This window comes from Bradyrhizobium neotropicale (genome assembly GCF_001641695.1).
Classification (GTDB): Bacteria; Pseudomonadota; Alphaproteobacteria; order Rhizobiales; family Xanthobacteraceae; genus Bradyrhizobium; species Bradyrhizobium neotropicale.
The window spans coordinates 1-18,072 of sequence record NZ_LSEF01000098.1 but is presented as its reverse complement, the minus strand read 5'-3'; the positions used below and the strand labels follow the sequence as shown (position 1 = coordinate 18,072).

8 protein-coding genes are annotated in these 18,072 nt (G+C 63.8%); 3 read left to right on the top strand and 5 right to left on the bottom strand.

Features of this window, described 5'->3' with window-relative positions; all coding sequences use genetic code 11:
* Positions 1–114: 114 nt before the first annotated feature.
* Together AXW67_RS32850 and AXW67_RS32845 are read right to left on the bottom strand one after the other, a co-directional pair.
* Entirely contained in the window at positions 115–1,068 is a 954-nt protein-coding gene (locus AXW67_RS32850; RefSeq protein ID WP_027549621.1) for an ABC transporter permease, read from the bottom strand.
* Between the two features lie 215 nt (positions 1,069–1,283).
* Positions 1,284–2,945: an ABC transporter substrate-binding protein gene (locus AXW67_RS32845; RefSeq protein WP_063681265.1), complete on the bottom strand. Its 1,662-nt coding sequence runs from the start codon at positions 2,943–2,945 to the stop codon at positions 1,284–1,286.
* Positions 2,946–3,146: 201 nt separating this feature from the next.
* Between AXW67_RS32845 and AXW67_RS32840 the strand changes: the two genes are divergently transcribed.
* Positions 3,147–4,742 carry an ABC transporter substrate-binding protein gene (locus tag AXW67_RS32840; RefSeq protein WP_063681264.1) on the top strand — a complete coding sequence of 532 codons (1,596 nt, stop codon included), beginning with the start codon at positions 3,147–3,149 and terminating at the stop codon, positions 4,740–4,742.
* A 179-nt stretch (positions 4,743–4,921) separates the two neighbouring features.
* On the opposite strand, the gene AXW67_RS32835 is transcribed toward AXW67_RS32840, so the two are convergent.
* Both AXW67_RS32835 and AXW67_RS32830 read right to left on the bottom strand, forming a co-directional pair.
* Positions 4,922–7,153 (bottom strand): CHASE2 domain-containing protein, encoded by a 2,232-nt coding sequence (locus tag AXW67_RS32835; protein WP_063681263.1) that lies wholly within the window; start codon positions 7,151–7,153, stop codon positions 4,922–4,924.
* Between the two features lie 73 nt (positions 7,154–7,226).
* A complete protein-coding gene (locus AXW67_RS32830; RefSeq protein ID WP_063681262.1) occupies positions 7,227–15,083 on the bottom strand; it encodes a LamG-like jellyroll fold domain-containing protein in 7,857 nt (2,618 codons plus the stop codon).
* A 627-nt stretch (positions 15,084–15,710) separates the two neighbouring features.
* On the opposite strand from AXW67_RS32830, the gene AXW67_RS32825 reads away from it, so the two are divergent.
* Positions 15,711–16,460 (top strand): transglutaminase-like cysteine peptidase, encoded by a 750-nt coding sequence (locus tag AXW67_RS32825; protein WP_063681261.1) that lies wholly within the window; start codon positions 15,711–15,713, stop codon positions 16,458–16,460.
* Positions 16,461–16,610: 150 nt separating this feature from the next.
* Here the strand turns inward: AXW67_RS32825 and AXW67_RS32820 are convergent, their stop codons facing one another.
* Positions 16,611–17,741, bottom strand: a complete 1,131-nt coding sequence (locus tag AXW67_RS32820) for an IS630 family transposase (protein WP_063675747.1) — start codon at positions 17,739–17,741, stop codon at positions 16,611–16,613.
* A gap of 38 nt (positions 17,742–17,779) precedes the next feature.
* Between AXW67_RS32820 and AXW67_RS32815 the strand changes: the two genes are divergently transcribed.
* Complete coding sequence (locus AXW67_RS32815) at positions 17,780–18,061, top strand: LexA family protein (protein WP_063675745.1); 282 nt, start codon at positions 17,780–17,782, stop codon at positions 18,059–18,061.
* Positions 18,062–18,072 lie beyond the last annotated feature (11 nt).

Genomic DNA, 18,072 nt, shown 5'->3' with positions numbered 1-18,072 from the left:
TCTCTCCTCTTGGGGATTCTCGAATGCGGAGACACCCTCTCCCCAACCCTCCCCCGCAGGCGGGGGAGGGAGCGCACTGCCTTCGCGGCTACAGCTGGGCTCAATCTCATCCCGCTAGCCCCGCTTGATGCGCGGGTCGATCGCGGCTTGCGCGATATCGACCAGCAGATTGAGGAAGACGAAGAACAGCGCCAGCACCAGGATCGTGCCCTGCAGCAGCGGCAGGTCACGCTGGAAGATCGCCGAATTCAACAGGAAGCCCGAGCCCGGCCAGGAGAACACGGTCTCGATCAGGATCGAGCCGCCGAGCATGTAGCCGAGTTGCAAGCCCATCACCGCGAGCGCAGTCGGCGCGGCATTCTTGATGACGTGGCGGAACACCCCTCGCTCGTGCAGGCCTTTTGCCCGCAGCGCCTCGACGAAGTCCTGCGAGAGAATGTCGCCGGTGAGCGCGCGCACCGTGCGGGTGACGATGCCCATCGGGATCACCGACGTCGTGATCGCCGGCAGCACCAGATATTTCAGATGCGCCCAGTCCCAGGCCCATGCGCCGGAGCCGCCGGGACCGGCGCCGACCGCGGGCAACCAGTTCAGCTCGACCGAGAAGATGATGACGAGCAGCATGCCGAGCCAGTAATGCGGCACCGAGACGCCGGCGATGGCAAAGGACGTCGCCAGCTTGTCGATCCAGGTCTCGCGGAAATAGCCGGCGATCAGGCCGAGCAGGATGCCCATCGTGAAGCCGATGATGGCCGCCGCAATGGCGAGCGTGACGGTGTTGCCGACCGCGCGCATGACTTCGGCCAGCACGGGCCGCCCCGTCGCGATGGAATTGCCGAGATCACCATGCAGCGCGCGCAGCAGCCAGAGGCCGAACTGCACCGGCAGCGGCCGGTCAAAGCCGTAGGCGGCGCGAAGCTGCGCCGCGAGCTCCTGCGACGCGTCGGCCGGCAGCACGGCCACCAGCGGATCGCCCGGCGTGATGTGCACGAGCAGAAAACACACCAGCGCCACGCTGATGATGATCGGGACGACGTAGACGATGCGTCTGGCGATATAGGCGAGCACGTTTGGTTCTTTCTTCCTTCCCCTTGTGGGAGAAGGTGGCTCGCTCTGGAGCGCAATTGCGCTCCTGAGCGAGCCGGATGAGGGGTTCTATCCGCGACTACGGTCATTCGCAGGAGTGAGGGGCATCCGCGGAAACAGACCCCTCACCCGGCTTCGCTTTCGCGAAGCCACCCTCTCCCATAAGGGGAGAGGGTGCACCGAGTGCGTTGCTCGAACTACTGCGCGATCGAGACCGGCGAGAAGTCGATGAACCAGCTCTTCGGCTGCACGACGCCGGTCACCTTCGGGCTCATGGCGCGGGGGCCGACGTCATGGGCGACGTAGAGGAAGGCTGCATCGTCGACGGAGGCGGCGTGCAGCTCGGCGAGCGCAGCGTCACGCGCGGCGGGATCGAAGGTCTGCCGCGCCTTCTTCACCAGCTCATCGAACTTGGGATTGTTGATGAAGCCCCAATTGTTCGACACCGGCGGTGCCATGCTCGACTGCAGGAATCGCACCAGCGCGAAGAAAGGGTCCATCGCCGCATAGGTGACGTTGGTCGCGTTCGAGCCGTTGGCGGTTGGATCCTTGGCGCCGCGGCGCCAGTTGGTGAACAGCGTATTCCACTCGATGACGTCGAGCTGCACATCGAAGTAGCATTCGGCCAGCGCCTGCTGCAGATATTCGTTCATCGGCAGCGGCTGCATCTGGCCCGAGCCGGACGCCGAGGTCTGGATCTTCACCGCCAGCCTCTTATTCGGACCAAAGCCGGCCTCCTGCATCAGTTTTTGCGCGGCAGCCTTGTCGTATTTGATCTCGAAGGTCGGCTTTCCCCGCCAGGGATGGCCGGGCTCGAAGGTGCCGGTCGCCGGCACCATCAGGCCGGCGAGCAGGCCGTCCCTGAGACCTTCACGATCGACGCAGAGGTTTGCAGCCTTGCGCACGCGGATGTCGTTCCAGGGCGAGCCCTCGACACGCGAGAACTGCCACGGCCAGACGTGCGGCTGCTCGTTGGCGTAGAGCTTGAAGCCGCGCTGCTTGAGCTCGGGCAGCGCATCCGGCGCCGGCGCCTCGACCCAGTCGACCTGGCCGGAGAGCAGCGCCGCAGTGCGCGCGTTGGGTTCCGGCATCGGCAGAAGCACCATCTTGTCGACCTTGGGCACGCGAGCCTTGTCCCAATAGCTGGCGTTCTTCACGAGCTCGAGCCGCTCGCGCGGCGTGAAGCTCGCCATCTTCCACGGGCCTGTGCCCGAGGCATCCTTGGCGAACGCGGTCCAGGCGGCCTGCGACTTCGCCTTGGCGTCGGCGCCTTCGGCCTTGTCATAGAAGGCCTGCCACTTCGCCGGGCTCGCCATGAAGAGATTGGTGAGGTTGATCGGCAGGAAGCTGTCGGGCTCCTTGGTGGTGAGCTCGACCGTCATGTCGTCGATCTTCTTCGCGGAGGCGAGCGTCGGCATGCGTGAGGCGGTGACGCCGACCTGGCTCGCATCGAACTGCGGCGCGTCCTGCTTCAGCACCTTCTCCACATTCCACACCACGGCGTCGGCGTTGAACGGCGAGCCGTCATGGAAGGTGACGCCGGGACGCAGCTTGAAGATCCACTTGGTCTTGTCGGCATCGTCGACCTTCCACTCGGTGGCAAGGCCGGGGATCACCACGCTCGCCTTGTCGGCGGACGACAGGTCCCACCCGGTGAGCCCGTCATACATCGTGAGGCCGGTAAAGCGGTTGCCCTCAAAACCCTGGTCGGGCTGGCCGAGCGTGCGCGGAATATCGGCAGCGGTCATGCCGATGCGCAGCACGGTTTCGGCACCGGCCACGCGCGGCCATGCGGCCGCGGTGCCGAGCGCCAGCAACGCGATCAGCGCCGCGCGAGTTGGAGTCGTCTTGATAAGCATCGCCTCAATCCTTTTCCGGCTTTCGATGACTATTTTTGATGCAATCGTATGCAATGGCCATGCCAATGGGGAAACTTATTCTGCAAATTGCCCCTGCGACGACAAGTCCTTGTGATCGCGCGCTGCTAAACGCGTCGCGCTGCCTATTCTGGCATCGAGCTTGCAGGTTTGGCCCCGATTTCTCCCTGGGAGCCTTGGGCCATGCGTATCCGATCATCGATTTGCCTCGCCGTGCTTGCACTGGCGTTCTCTGCAATCTCGGCGCGCGCCGAAACCGTGGTGCGCTACGGCATTTCGATGGCGGATATTCCGCTGACGACCGGCCAGCCCGATCGCGGCGCCGGCGCCTATCAGTTCACGGCCTACACGATCTACGATCCGCTGGTCGCCTGGGAGATGGACGTCGCCGACCGCCCCGGCAAGCTGGTGCCGGGGCTCGCCACCGAGTGGAAGGTCGACGACAGCGACAAGACCAAATGGCGCTTCACCTTGCGCAAGGGCGTGAAATTTCACGACGGCAGCGAGTTCAATGCCGACGCGGTGATCTGGAATCTCGACAAGGTGCTCAACGACAAGGCGCCGCAATTCGACAAGCGCCAGAGTGCGCAGGTGAAGACGCGCCTGCCCTCCGTCGCCAGCTACGCCAAGATCGACGACTTCACGGTGGAGATCACCACCAAGACGGTCGACTCCTTCTTTCCCTATCAGATGCTCTGGTTCCTGGTCTCGAGCCCCGCGCAGTACGAAAAGCTCGGCAAGGACTGGGACAAGTTCGCGAGCCAGCCCTCCGGCACCGGCCCGTTCAAGCTGACCAAGCTGGTGCCGCGCGAGCTTGCTGAGTTGACCAAGAACCCGGATTACTGGAACAAGACGCGCATTCCGAAGGTCGACAAGATCGTGCTGGTGCCGATGCCCGAAGCGCTGACGCGCACCAACGCGCTGCTGGCCGGGCAGGTCGACCTGATCGAGACCCCTGCGCCGGATGCCGTGCCACAGCTCAAGGCCGCCGGCATGAAGATCGTCGACAACATCACGCCGCATGTCTGGAATTATCATCTCAGCATGCTGCCGGGCTCGCCCTGGACCGACATCCGCCTGCGCAAGGCGCTCAACCTCGCGATCGACCGCGAGGGCGTGGTCGGGCTGATGAACGGCCTCGCCAAGCCCGCAAAAGGCCAGGTCGACCCGTCGAGCCCGTGGTTCGGCAAGCCGGGCTTCGACATCAAGTACGACCTCGCAGCGGCCAAGAAGCTGGTCGAGGAGGCCGGCTACTCCAAGGACAAGCCGCTGAAGACGACCTTCATCATCGCGCAAGGCGGCACCGGGCAGATGCTGTCGCTGCCGATGAACGAATTCCTGCAGCAGAGTTTCAAGGAGATCGGCATCGACATCGACTTCAAGGTCGTCGAGCTCGAGACGTTATACACGCACTGGCGCAAGGGCGCGGCTGACGAAATGAACGCCGGCATCACCGCCAACAACATCGCCTATGTCACCTCCGACCCGCTCTACGCCATCGTGCGCTTCTTCGCCTCCGACCAGATCGCGCCGGTCGGCGTCAACTGGGGCGGCTACAAGAACCCGAAGGTCGACGCCCTGATCAACGAGGCCAAGCAGACCTTCGACACCGCCAAGCAGGACGATCTGATCGCGCAGGCGCATGCCCTGATCGTCGACGATTCCGTGCTGGTGTGGGTCGTCCACGACACCAACCCGCACGCGCTGGCGCCCAGGATCAAGCAGTTCGTCCAGGCGCAGCACTGGTTCCAGGATCTGACCACGATCGGGGTGGAGTGAGGGTACTCTGCGGCATCAAACACCACCGTCGTAGCCGTCGTAGGGTGGGCAAAGCGCAGCGTGCCCACCATGCTCTCGCGACAAGGATGGTGGGCACGGCGCGCGAAGAGCGCGCCTTTGCCCACCCTACGATCTCTGGCTTTCGCCAGGGACGACGCCGGGTATGTCGCCGCAGCCCGCTACTTCGTCAGCAGCGCATACGCCCCGGTCCAGCCGTCGGGTGGCGGATTGAGCTGGAAATCCTTGATGCGCGCTTCGTAGAGTTTGAACAGCTTTTCCAGCGTGTCGGCGTCCTCGCTTTTTCGGCCGCGATCGATCGCGGCGAGCGCGCCCTGCCAGTCACGGCCGCGGTAGCAGCCGAGCATCTCGATGGTGATGTTGCGCAGCCGCTGGAACGCGGCGGAATGCATCACGTCCTCCCGGCCGGCAATGGCGTAGATCACCTCCGGCTCGGTCTTGCCCTTGACCATGATGAAGTCGAGCTCGAGGATCGCGAACTTGTCCTTGGCGGCGAGCGCCGTCTTGGAGCCGACGATGATTGGGAAACCGTATTCCTTCGACTGCCCTTCCAGGCGCGAGGCCAGGTTCACGCTGTCGCCCAGCACCGAATAGTTCTTCTTCAGATCGGAGCCCATGTTGCCGACCACGCCGATGCCGGTATTGAGGCCGATGCCGACATTGAGCGGGATGTAGACGTGGCCGCCCTCGGCGGCCTCCTGCTCGCGCGCCTTGTTGACCGTGTCGATCTGCTCGAGCATCTGGATCGCGGCCTCGCAGGCGTTGACCTCGTGTTGCGCATCGTCGAGCGGCGCGTTCCAGAACGCCATGATGGCGTCCCCCATGTATTTGTCGATATAGCCCTTCTGCTCGATGATCACGTCGGTCAGCGGCGTCAGGAAGCGGTTCATCAGCGCGATCAGGCCCTGCGGATCCTGCTTGTAGCTCTCGGAGATCGTGGTGAAGCCGCGCACGTCGGAGAACATGATCGTCATCTCGCGCTCCTCGCCGCCGAGCACGAGCTTTTCCGGCGACTGCGCGAGCTGCTCGACCAGAACGGGCGACATGTACTGCGCGAACATGCCGCGGATCTGCACGCGCTGGCGCTGCTCGCGCACGAAGCTCGCGAAGATCAGCGTCAGGTAGATCGCGGTGGTCGACAAGAGCGGATAGGTGAAGTCGATGAGGTAGCGGTACTGCGCGTAGAAGAACCAGGACACGCCGACCAGCACCGCCGCGAACATTCCACCCGCGAGCACAAGCCGCACCGGGCCGAGGTTCGGCGTGAAGATGATGACGAGCAGGCCGATGATGAGCGCCGCCAGCAGCTCGACGCCGAGCGCATAGTTCGGCTGCGAGATCACCGCGCCGCTCAGCACGCTTTCGAGCACCTGGGCGTGGATCTCGACACCCGGCATGTTCGCCGACACCGGCGTGGTCTTGATGTCGTTCAGCCCCACCGCGGAGGTGCCGATCAGCACCAGCTTGCCGGCGATCTTGCTGGGCGACACGCTGTTGTCGAGCACATCGGCCGCCGAGACGTAGATCGAGGGATCCTGGCGGGCATAGTGAACCCAGAGCTGACCGTTCTTGTCGGTCGGAATCTCGACGCCCTTGAGGCGGATCGCCCTGACGCCGGTCTTGTCGGTCCTGACCAGCAGCGTCGGCGTGCTGGTGACGACGCGCAGGATCTCGAGGCTGAGCGAGGGCATGATGTTGCCCTGCGCACGCATGATCATCGGCACGCGGCGGATCAAGCCGTCGCGCTCGGTCCTGATGGTGAACAGGCCGCGGCCTGCGGCGACTTTCTCGATGACGGGCACGTTGCGGAGCAGGCCCGGGAATTCGAACAGGAAGCGTTCGGCCCCCTCCTCGCCGACCGTCGCCACGCCCGTGAAGGGAAGCGTCTTGTCGATCTCGGCGGTAGCGGCCGGCTGTCCGGTCTCACCCAGCACCACGCGCGAGCGCTTGATGGCTTCCGAGAGGGTCTGGTCGTTGGTCGGCAGCTCGCGCAGCTTGGCACGGGTGACGTCGTCCAGATAGCGCATCTGGCCAGCGACGATATCCGGATTGAGCCGGTCGGGCTCGGAGAACACCACGTCGAAACCGATCGCCACCGCGCCGAGATTGGTGAGATTCAGGATCATGTCGGCGATCCGCGTGCGCGGCCACGGCCACTGGCCGAGCTTGCCCAGGCTCCTGTCGTCGATGTCGATGATGGTGACCGGCCGCGCCGCCTTGTGGCGCGGATCGATCAGCTGAAACATGTCGAAGGTGCGCAGGCGCAGTTCCTGGATCGGCGGCGGATCCCAGACGCGAAGCCCGGCGAATCCGATCAGCAGCGCCAGGCACATCAGCCGGGCAAACCCGAACTTTCGCGCGAACCACCGCCATAGGATTTTGAGGCGCTTCATACTTGTCGAATATCACGCTTTCACGTCCAAAGGCAGCCTCGATCGAATGCGCCGAACGACTTCCAGGTGACGGTCAGTGGACGACGAAGTCGCTTGCATGGAGACTGCCGACGCTGACGCCCTTCAGGACGATGGTGTCTGCTGCATCGATCGTGATCAGGGTATCTGCCGAGTTTGCCGGAGATGCGGTGACGTGCTGAGCCATCCAGGCGGAAGCATTGTCCGTCGTCACGACCGCTGACAGGTCGATCTGATCTTGACCCGACGTGAAGTTCACGATGGTATCGTGGTTCGAATTGGCCGAGAACACGAACCGGTCCTCATAGCCGGTTCCGAACAGCACGTCCTTGCCGGTCGTGCTGTTGAGGCTCACCCGATCGTTCGCGCTTTCAGCGAGATTGAATATCAGATTGACCGTATCGGTTGCGCCGTGACCATCGGTCACGGTGAGCGCAACCGTGTCGGTGGAAGGCTCAGCGGTGCCCTCGCTGTAGGTAATGGTCTGCAATGCCGAGTTGATGCCGGCTAGCGAACCGGACCCTATCGAGGGGGTGACATTGCTGCCCGATACGGCAGTGCTGGCAGTGATCGCGAACGTTTCATCGGCGACTGCATCGACATCGGTGACCGACAGACCGTGTACGGTCACGCGCTCGTCGCTGGTTTGCGTGACGCTGACGTTCTCGGTGTCAATGACCGGCGCGTCGTTGCTGCCGGCGATGTTGATGGTGACGACGCCATTGCTGGTGCCGGTCGCGGCGTGCCCGTCGTTCGGCACGATCGTGTATTGCAGCGACAGCGTCTGGCCGGCGGCGAGGAAATCGAAGGCCTGGCCGTTCGAATTGAAGCTCCAGTCGAACTGGGCCTGGGTCGCAGTGCCGTTCAGGATATCGCCGGACTGGACCGTCAGGTAGTTCAGAAAGTCCGTGTTCGACAATCCGTCGATGCCGTCAGCCTGCAAGTGCCCGTCAAGATAGACGGAGACGTGGTCGAGCGCGACCGTCACGTGATCGGTGACGTCGACATCGGTGACGGTCAGCGTGCCGTGAACGGCCTGCCCCGCGTCGGTTTCCGTCACGGAGGCGCTGACCCCGCCTGACGTGGCGCCGATCCAGGCTGCATTGCCGTGGATGGTCAGATCGCCGCCGCCGCTTGCGAGGTTGGTGACCGTCGCGCCGCTGCCGTCGTGGAGCGGGAAGAGGCCGACGAGATTGCTCTCGCCGCCGGTCAGCGTCGCCGTCTGGTTGGCCTGGACCTGCGCCTGCGTCAGTGCGGTGTTCCAGATGCTGACGTCCGAGATGCTGCCCCGGAAGCCTTCGGTCGCAAAGCCCGTGCCGTCTTCGGTCGGGACGCCGCCGATCTCGGTGAAATCGGCATGTCCGGCAGGAATGCCATTGACGTTCGCCGTCGTCGTATATTCGGCGACGCCGTCGACATAGAGCGTGAACAGGCCATTGACATGCGTCAGCGCGATATTGTGCGCATGATTGGCGTCGATCGTGATGCCGGTGTCGATGCCGGGAATGCCGCCATTCTGGATCTGGAGGTCAAGCTTGCCGTCGTTGGTGACCACGCCGTTGACACCGAAGCCCGCGTCCGACGTGCTCCCGTTGTAGAACACAAGCTGGGACTCGCCGGAATTGCCTTTGCCGCTCCAGTTGACCCAGCCCTGGAGCGAAACGCCGTCCGATCCATTTCCGGTATTCTGCGTCGACACCGCGCCGCTCACCGCCGTGGCGCCGTCGAATGCAAGATAGTTCGGCAAGCTGTAACCGATCTTCGGCGCATCGTTCGCGCCGGTGATCGTCACGGTGACCTGCGCCGTGTCGGTCTTGCCCTGATGGTCGTCGAGCGTGATGGTGGAGACCACCGTCGCGGTCTGTCCCTCGCCGAGGAAGTCCAGCGCGCTGTCAGTGATCGAATAGCTCCAGCCAACGGCGCCATTGTTCTTGCCGGTCGTCTGGATCGTCAGCGCGCTTTCCAGCGCGGTGACCTCATCCGACGTGAGCGTAAGCTCCTTGGTGTGGTCGACGTCGAGCCAGGTCACGGATTGACCCGAGATCTTCGCCGTCGGCCGGTCGGTCAGGTCGACGTCGGTGAAATGGATCGTGCCGGTCGCGGGGGTCGACTGATCCGACGTCGACGAGCCCGTGAGGTTCGCCTGCTCCGCGACGCCGGCGCTTTGCGAGGTCTCCGACGGGGTGAAGGTCGGCTGGTCGTCGTCGGCACTGTACGTGATCAACGTGCCGCCATGGCCGTCGGTGCCGCCGGCGAAATGCGCATTGCTGTAGTCGCCGACCAGGGTCAGGCTGATGCTGTGACCATCGGCATCGGTGACGGTGAGCACGCCGCCGTTGTGCGCGGCGTTGCTGACATAGGCCGCGCTGGTGCCGAGCCCATATTCGATCGTCGACAGATCGATCTTGTCGGTCGCGGCAAACCCCGCGATCGAACCGCCGAAATCCGACGTATCGATCTGGAGTTCGGCGCCGCCGCCGGCGAAGGTGACGGTCTGCGACACCGTACCGTGGACATCGAGCGTCGCGCCGGCATCGATCTTGACCGAGCCGGAGCCCGACAGCGAACCGAACAGCGTCAGGGTTCCGGTGTGAACCTCGATCGAGTTGGTATTGATGATGGAGCCGGTGATCGACGCCGCGCCCCAGCTCTCGATCTCGCCGGAATTGCCGATGGTGAACGCCGTTCCATCGGCGCCCGAGATCGAGGCACCGTTGTGCAGATCGATCTCGCCGGCATTGCTGATCGAGGACAGCGTGCCGAAGACGCTCGTTCCGGACACCGTCCAGACTCCGTGCGCCTCATTGTTGAAGGTCGCGGAGGCAACCGAAATGTTGCCGTTGATGTGGCCGGTGTTGTTGATCGTGATGGCGCCGCCGGTCTCGACGATCGCGTAGGTCGTGGCGGTCACGGTCGAGCCGACAGCCGGCCCGATGGTGCCGGAATTGTCGATCACCGCGGCGCCGTGCGTATTCTCCTGGATGAAGATCGCCGCATGGCCGGTCGGGGCCACGATCGAGCCGCTGTTGGTGATATGCGTCGAACCGATGGCGCCCGCATCGTTCTGTGTAACGCTGATACCGGCCAGGCTCGTGCTGGTGATATGGCCGTCATTGGTGATGGTGACGTTGCCGGCGCCCGTGGCAAGGGCGGCCAAGCCGACAGTGCCGGTGGCGCCGCCTTCATTGGTGACGCTGACGTCGCCGCCGCCATGGTCGAAAGCGGCGATCGCCGTGCCCGCGGCGGTGATCGACGAATCCAGGCCTGTCGTAACCGTCACATCGCCGGCGCCCCAGGTGAACGCCTCGATGCCGTAGCCCGCATCCGCGATGATCGTGGCATCGCTGGTGACCGTGACGTCGCCGGTGACGGCGTCGTTGAAAGTCCCGTTGCCGCCCGGCTTGTAGCCCGCGATGATCGCACCTGGCGTGGTGAGATCATTGTTCAGGGTCGAGCCGGAATGAATGGCACCGTGCGCCTCGACATCAATCTTGCTGTGCAGACTGCTATCAATTGCCGTCGCATAGTTGACCGCGACGATGCCCGAGCTGCCCGAGCCGCTCGTGTCGATGTTGTCGCCCTTCGCCATGGCGACGCTGATGTTCCCTTGGTCCTCACTATAGGCGATGATGCCGTAGCCGGTCGTGCTCGTCACCGACACGTCGCTGCCGAGGGTGATGCTGATGTCGCCCGCAACCCCGCCCAGCGCGTTGGCGCGAATGGCATCGTCACCGCCCGTGACCGTCGCGCCGGCCCCGAGCGTGATCGTGATGTCGCCCTGGTCGATGCTGCTGGCGTAGATGCCAAAGCCCGACGTTCCCGTCACCGATGTGTTGGTGTGGAGGCTGACGCTGACGTTGCCGGTGCCGCCGCTCAGCGCCTGGGCGCGGATACCCTCGTCGGCGCCGACGATCGTCGTGCCGGCACCGTCGTTCACCGTAACGTCGCCATTGCCGTAGTTGTAGGCATGAATGCCGTAACCACCCGCGGCCGAGATGTCGGCGTGGTTGTTGACGACAACCGAGCCGGCGACTTTGGTGTTGGCGACACTACCGGTGTTCGCACCGGTGTAGCCGGCCTGAATCCCGGCCGGCGAAGTGTTGCTCTGGTTGAGCGCAGCGCCGGAGTGGATGGTGCCGTAGGCATTGACGGTGATCGTGCTCCCGACGGACGCATCGAGCGAGGCTGCACGATTGACCGCAACGATGCCGGAGCTTCCCGAGGTAACGACACCGCCGGCGTCGGTCGTGATCGTCTCGCTGCCGCTGCCATAGCTGCGCGCGCGAATGCCGTAGATCGAGGCGCCCGTGATATTGCCGCCGGCCTCGATGGTGATCTTGCCGTTACCCTGCGTGGTTGCATCGATGCCGTAGGCACCGCCGGCAGCGCCGCCGAGCTGGGTGATCGAGATGTCGCCACTGTTGGCGGCGTTGAGATTCTCGACGAGGATGCCTTCCGAACCCGCCCCCGTCCCGGTGGCCTTGCCGGTGAGGTTTTTCACCGTGATGCTGCCGGCGCCGTTCGCACTGTCGCTCAGCCAGATGCCATGGCCGGCGAGACCCGTGATGTCGCCGGTCGCCGTCAGCGAGATATCGCCGGTACCGTCCTGGGTGACGACAATGCCGTTGGCCTTGCCCGTCAGCGCGCCGGTCGGCGTCAGCACGATGCCGGCATGCGAGCCCTTCGACGCGGTGAAGTCGAGCGCGTCGCCACTTGATGTCTTGATGTCGGCCGCGCCGGTGATCGCGAACGCGCCGTCGGCCGAGGTCTGGCCGGCAATGGTGCCGGTAAAGCTCTGGCTCGCGACCTTGTCGAGCTGCAGCGTGCCGGTGCCGCCGGCAAAGGTGATGGTCTCGGCGTCCGCCCCCGCGAGCTCGAGCTTGGCACCATTGTCGATGATCAGCGTGCCGATGCCGCTGAGGCCGCCGGCAAGGTTCAGCGTATCGCCCTGAACCTCGATGGTGCCGGTGTTGGTGACGGCGGCCGTGACCTTGTTGGAGCCGGAGACGCTGTAGAGATGGCCGGAATTGTTCAGCTTGCCGTCGTTGATCGTCACGTCCGACAAATAGAGTTTCGAGATGCCGTCGACCGTGATCACGCCGGTGCTGGCGTTGTTGACGATCATGGTCGAGAGCTTCAGCGTGCCGCCATTGATCGCCTGGATCAGGCTGTCGTTGGTGATGGTGTGAAGCACCGCGGGATCAATCGTCAGCGTGCCGCTGGTGACGGTGATCGTGCCGGTGTTGGTGACGTCGCTGTTCGTGATGGCGCTCGTGCCGATCGATTCCAGCGTTCCGGCGATCGTCACCGTGCCGCCATCGATGGTCGCGTTGTCGACGATCAGCGTCGCGCCGGCATCGACCTTCAGCGTGCCGCCGGCATTGTGAATGTCCGCCTGCGTCGTCAGCGTCGTCAACGTGCCGGACAGCTCGATCGTGCCGGAATTTGTGATCGACGTCCCGCTGGCGAAATCGCCGCCGCCCGCGAGCGTCAGATAGCCGGCATTGGCGAGCACGCTGGTGCCGAGGATCTCGGCCTTGCCGCCGACCAGGATGATGCCCGCAGCGAAATTGGTGAGCTTCGAATCGGCGCTCAAGCTGAGCGCGCCGGCGATCGTCAACGTGCTCTTGTTGATGACCTCCGGGACCTTGTGCAGAGGCGTGATGTCGTAGTCGTTCATCGTCAACGACTTCGCAAACGCCGCCACGTCGATCGTCACCGGATAGGATGGCGTCAGCCCGATCAGCTGGTTGGTGATGACGATGACGTCGTCGTCGATCGTCGGAGCAACGCCGGTCTCCCAGTTGGTTCCATCGCTCCAGAGGCCACCGAGTGGAGCGCCGTTCTCCGCGGTCGCGATCCACACCACCGCCGGGCTGTCGGTGCCCGTGATCGTGACCGTGATGGTCTGGTCCGCGCTGACGCCCTGCGAATCCGTGACCTTGACCGTGTAGGTCAGCGTCAGCACCGCGTCCTTCGGGATGAAGTCGGCGAGGTAGACGGGAATTTCGCCCAGCGCCCAGGTGATCGCTCCCGTGCCGGTCCCGGTGCTGTCGTGGCCGGCCGCAATCGAGACCGACATGGCAGTTTTGAAGAACTTGAAGATAGCGTCGGGCACCGTGCCGCCGGGCAGGACCGCGCTGAAGTCCGATACCGAGACCGTGTGCGTGTCGGTCAGATCGACGTCGGTGAAGGTCAGCGTGCCCGAGGTCGGCACCTTGCTGGTGAGCAAGCCGCCCTCCACGCTGGTGCCGCCGTCGAAGGTGATGGTCGGCACGCTGGTGGTGATCACCGGCTTATCGTTGGTGCCGGTGATCGTGATGGTGATCGGGATGTACGCCGTTTCGTTGTTCGCGGCGAAATTGTTGTCGACGCGAACGATGTAGGTCAGCGTCAGCGTCTCGCCCGCCGCGAGGAAGTCGAAGAGCTTGTCGGGGACGCTATAGGTCCAGACCGCCGAGCCGTTGTTGTGGTTGCTGGCATCGGGCACGACCGAGATATTGATCTGGGTTGCCGCGATGTCCTGCTTCTGGAGCGCCGTGAGCGTGGCAGTGACGTCCTGATGGCCGGCGTTCTGGTAGACGAAGTTGGGCGCTTGGGCGAGATCCACCTTCACCGTCGGCTGGTCGGCCAGGTTGAAGTCGAGGAAGGTGATCCTGCCACTGACCGTGTCGACGTCGGTCGCGTCGCCTGTCTTGCCCGTCCGCTCGGTGACGGCGAACGCCGTCGCCGGATTGTCGTTGAGGTCGAGGCTCCGCGACTGGGGCGCACCGGGGATGCGGTTGTTCGACGTCGTGTGATCGCCCGGCGCCTGCGGAGTCGGACCTTGCTGGTTGAGATTGACGAAGGTCGGGATCGCGACGTAGCCGGAGGCCGTCTTGATCACGAGTCCGTCGCTGGTCTGCGTGATCGTGTCGGTGAAATTCGTGGTCTGCTTGGTGTTGGTGTTGTTGTCGGTGAACTTCAGCGTGAACACGTCCGTGATCAGCTTCTGCACATCCGGCGACAACAGCGCATTGCTGACCGAGACGTTGCCACCGCTGATCTGGATCATCTGACCGGCCTGGTTGACGGTCGCGATGGGCAACAGCGTGATCTTGTCGAACAGGATGTAGGAGCCCGTCGTGCCGTTCGGCTCGACCAGCACCTGGAAGCTCGCCTGCGGCTGCGGATCGCCGCCGCCCGGCGGAACGACGAAATTGATCTGGGTCAGCACCGCGGTGCCCCGGATGCCCATGGTGGCAACCGGCGTGTCGATCTTCATGTCGCCGTGCTTGGCGGTCTCGCCGGCGACGAAGGTGATGGTGCCCGCGACCAGGCTGAGCAGCGAGGAATTGCTCGACCCGTTGGGGTCGTAGACCATCTCGTTCAGCACCATCCGCGCGTTGGAGGACAGGCCGAACACGGTGCCGTCGATGAAGGTGACGCCGAGCGTCGAATCCGCGCCGGTCGAGACCACGTCGCCCTTCTCGACGTTGTCGCCATTGTTCAGGATGATCGAGACGCCGTTGCGGACCGCGGTCGCGCTGCCGGCGAGCTTGGTGACGTGACCGATGACCTCTGCGCTGGCTGCGCCGGGCGCCGCCTGCGCATACTGGACGTGCCCCGTGAGCGCGCTGACGACGTCACCGGTGAGATGCGCGCCGTCCGGCGAGGCGATCGCCGCGCGCTTGTCGCCCTTGAAGTAATCGTGAACGACGAACTCATGACCGTCGTTGGAGAGCACGAGATCAACGCCCGCGCGGCGGAACTCACCGTGGAAGATCAGGTTCGGATCGGGAACAACGACGGCGCCATCCGGCAGGTGTCCATGGCCCTTCGCCGTGAAGGAATCGACATGGACGTAGGCAGCCGATGGGGAACCCTGGCCATCCAAGGAGAGCGCGGCGTCAAATTTGCCAGCGTAATTCAACGGGGCACCGCAAAAGAGTTAATATTTAAATAAGTATCGGGCGCTCGGGCCCCGCCTAAGCTTGCATAGCATTACCAAGTCCTTAGCGAAACCATTGATTGCTTGTGTGATTTCGCGTGACGAGGCCGCTCGGCCCCGTCTCGGACCGTCAGATCCCAGAGAAAGCAAAGTAATCATCCGAATACTTTCCGGTAGAAATCGGCTCTTTCGAGCGCATGCCCCGTATTCCAATGTATTTCGTCGTAGATGCTCGCCAGCGAATACTTCAGTCGTCTTTTATGTCTGGTTCCCTGCACCATCCTGCGGCAAATACGGAACTAAAACTGTGAGGTAGATAACAGAAGCCGTGAAATAGCGGGCCGTTAGCCATAGAACCCAGAATCAATTGTTCCACAGCCTGTACCTGCAATTTGTTCCATTTCGCGGCAGCCGCGGCCTCCTAGCCGCCGATTCGTAAAATTTTACGCAAACCGTCGAGTCTGATTTCAGTCTGTTTATTGGTTTTGGCGCCCCCCGCCCGGCGCGTTAAGCTGAACGGAACGCCCCGCCTCGCACCATCTGCGCGAAAGCAACAAAGCCGGCGCGGACGGGTCGAGGGGATCTGACGTAGCCGGAAGGGGATGTCAGATGGAGACCGCCGCTTACAGCCGCGCCTGGCGCGCAATCCTTGTCGTCTGCGGATTGATCCTGCTCGGATCGGCCGCCGAACTTCGCGCCGGCACGCTGCTGTCGCCTGGATCCGCCCTGCTCGTGCGCAAATCCACCGAGCCGTTCGGCGTATTCGCCTTCGCGCTCTCCGCCGGCGACCTCCGACAGAAATGGTTCGCGCTCAAAGACAAGATCGACGACGACATGGTGCAGCTCGCACTGTGCGACGGCGATCGCGACAACTGCGCCTCGCCCGCGGCCCTGAAGCTGCTCGCCATCGTCGACAAGGCCCGCGCCCGCGACGGCCGCGCGCGACTGGGTGAGACCAATCGCGCCATCAACCTTGCCATCAGGGCCGCAAGTGACGGCGCCGAAGACGTCTGGAGCTCGCCGCTTGCGACCTTCCAGCGCGGCGCCGGCGACTGCGAGGACTATGCCATTGCCAAGCTGGCTGCGCTGCGGCTCGCCGGCGTTGCGGCCGAAGACCTCCGCATCGTGGTGGTGCGCGATGCGCATTCGGGCGAAGGACATGCGGTTGCTGCCGCGCGGCTCGACGGCCGCTGGCTGATGCTCGACAACCGCCGCATGGCGATGGTCGAGGACGAGAATGCCCGCAGCTACCAGCCGCTGTTCGTGCTCTACCAGTCCGCCGTGCTGAAATATGCCGACGAGCCAGTGCGGGAGAGCCCGCGGATGTCGCTGGTCGCCGCGAGCGCCGAGGCGCATTGATCCTGCGAACTGTAACCCGGATGGAGCAAAGCGAAATCCGGGTCTCTCTCGCTTCTCGTAAGGATCCCCGCTCCATCCGGGCTAGGATTATCGGACAGCCGCCCTGCCACAAAGGCATTTCGCCGCGCGATCCGGGGCGCTAGTGGTTCATCACAGTGGTTTTGACTCTTTGGCGGCAACTGGATAGGCGCGACCGAGTTTGGCGCGGGCTTTGTCGGTTGTGAACATCCATTTGATGCGGTCTCGCGCCTTGTTTCGCTGCCGTTGCCATGCTGCGATTTCTTTTCGAAGCCTTTTGGGATCGTCGATGCGACGGCCGAGACACTGGCGCTGCAGCACGCTGATCTCGCACTCGACCATATTGAGCCAGCTGGCGTGTTTCGGGGTGTAGTGGAACTCGAGGCGGCGCAGGATGCGACGGGCCTCGGCAGGCGCAAATGCCTGATATAGCGCGCCGGCCGTATGAATCGACAGATTGTCCTGCACCACACGGATGCAGGCGGCATTGGGATAGTGGACGTCGACGAGTTCGCGCATGCAGTGCGCGTAGTCGACCGCGGCGCGGTGGTCTGTAACCTTGACATTGCGCCAGCCGCGATGCGGATCGAAGGTGACGAAGAGATTGACGGTACCGTTGCGGCGATATTCGTAATCGTAGCGCTCGCGCTGTCCCGGTTGGGCAGGGATCGGCTGGCGTACCTCGCCGATCAGCTGGACTGGGGTCTCGTCGAAGCAAACCAGGGGCCGCTCGGGATCCGGCGCCTCGGCGTAGAGATCGAGCACATCCTCCATCCGGGCGACGTATTCGCCGTCGACATGAGGAATGCACCACATATCCCGGCGCCACGGCTTGAGGTCGTTGTCGGCCAGCCGGCGGCGCACGGTCTCGCCCGACAGGCTGGCGTGATCGGTGAGCTTGACCATCGCGTCGGCCAGCAATGTCAGCGTCCAGCGTTTGCGGCCGGCGGGCGGCTTGGCGCATGCCGTCGCCACCAGCAGGGCCTCTTCCTTGCCTGTCAGCTTGCGTTCCGCGCCCGGACGCGGCTCCTCACTCAAGGCCCGCTCCAGATTGCCTTCTACGAAACGGCGTTTGGTCCGGCCGACGGTGGAAAGGCTGACCCGGACGGTTCGGGCAATCTCCGCGTCGCAGCTGCCTGAATCGGCCGCCAGCACAATCTGAGCCCGTTTGAGTTTGCGGGCGGAATGCGTGCCGCCGCCGAGCATTGCCGTCAGTTCGTCCCGCTCGGCTTGGCTCAATTCGACCCGATAACGTACATTCATGCTTCGCCTCCTTGTCGGAGGCCGGGACGAATCCAGCTATGAGTCAAAAATCAGGCGCGCACTTCACCGAGAAGCAGGGACACTATCTCGCTTTCATCCATACCTACTCGTACATGTTCGGACAGCCGCCCGCCGAGGCCGACATCCAGCGGCATTTCCGCGTCAGCCCGCCGTCAGTCCACCAGATGATCCTCACCCTCGAACGCAACGGGTTCATTCGTCGCCAGCCCGGCGTCGCTCGAAGCATCGAGATCCTCTTGCCACCCGAAAAGTTGCCTATCCTCGGATGGCTCGGTATCAAAACGTCAAAATCACTGTGATGAACCACTAG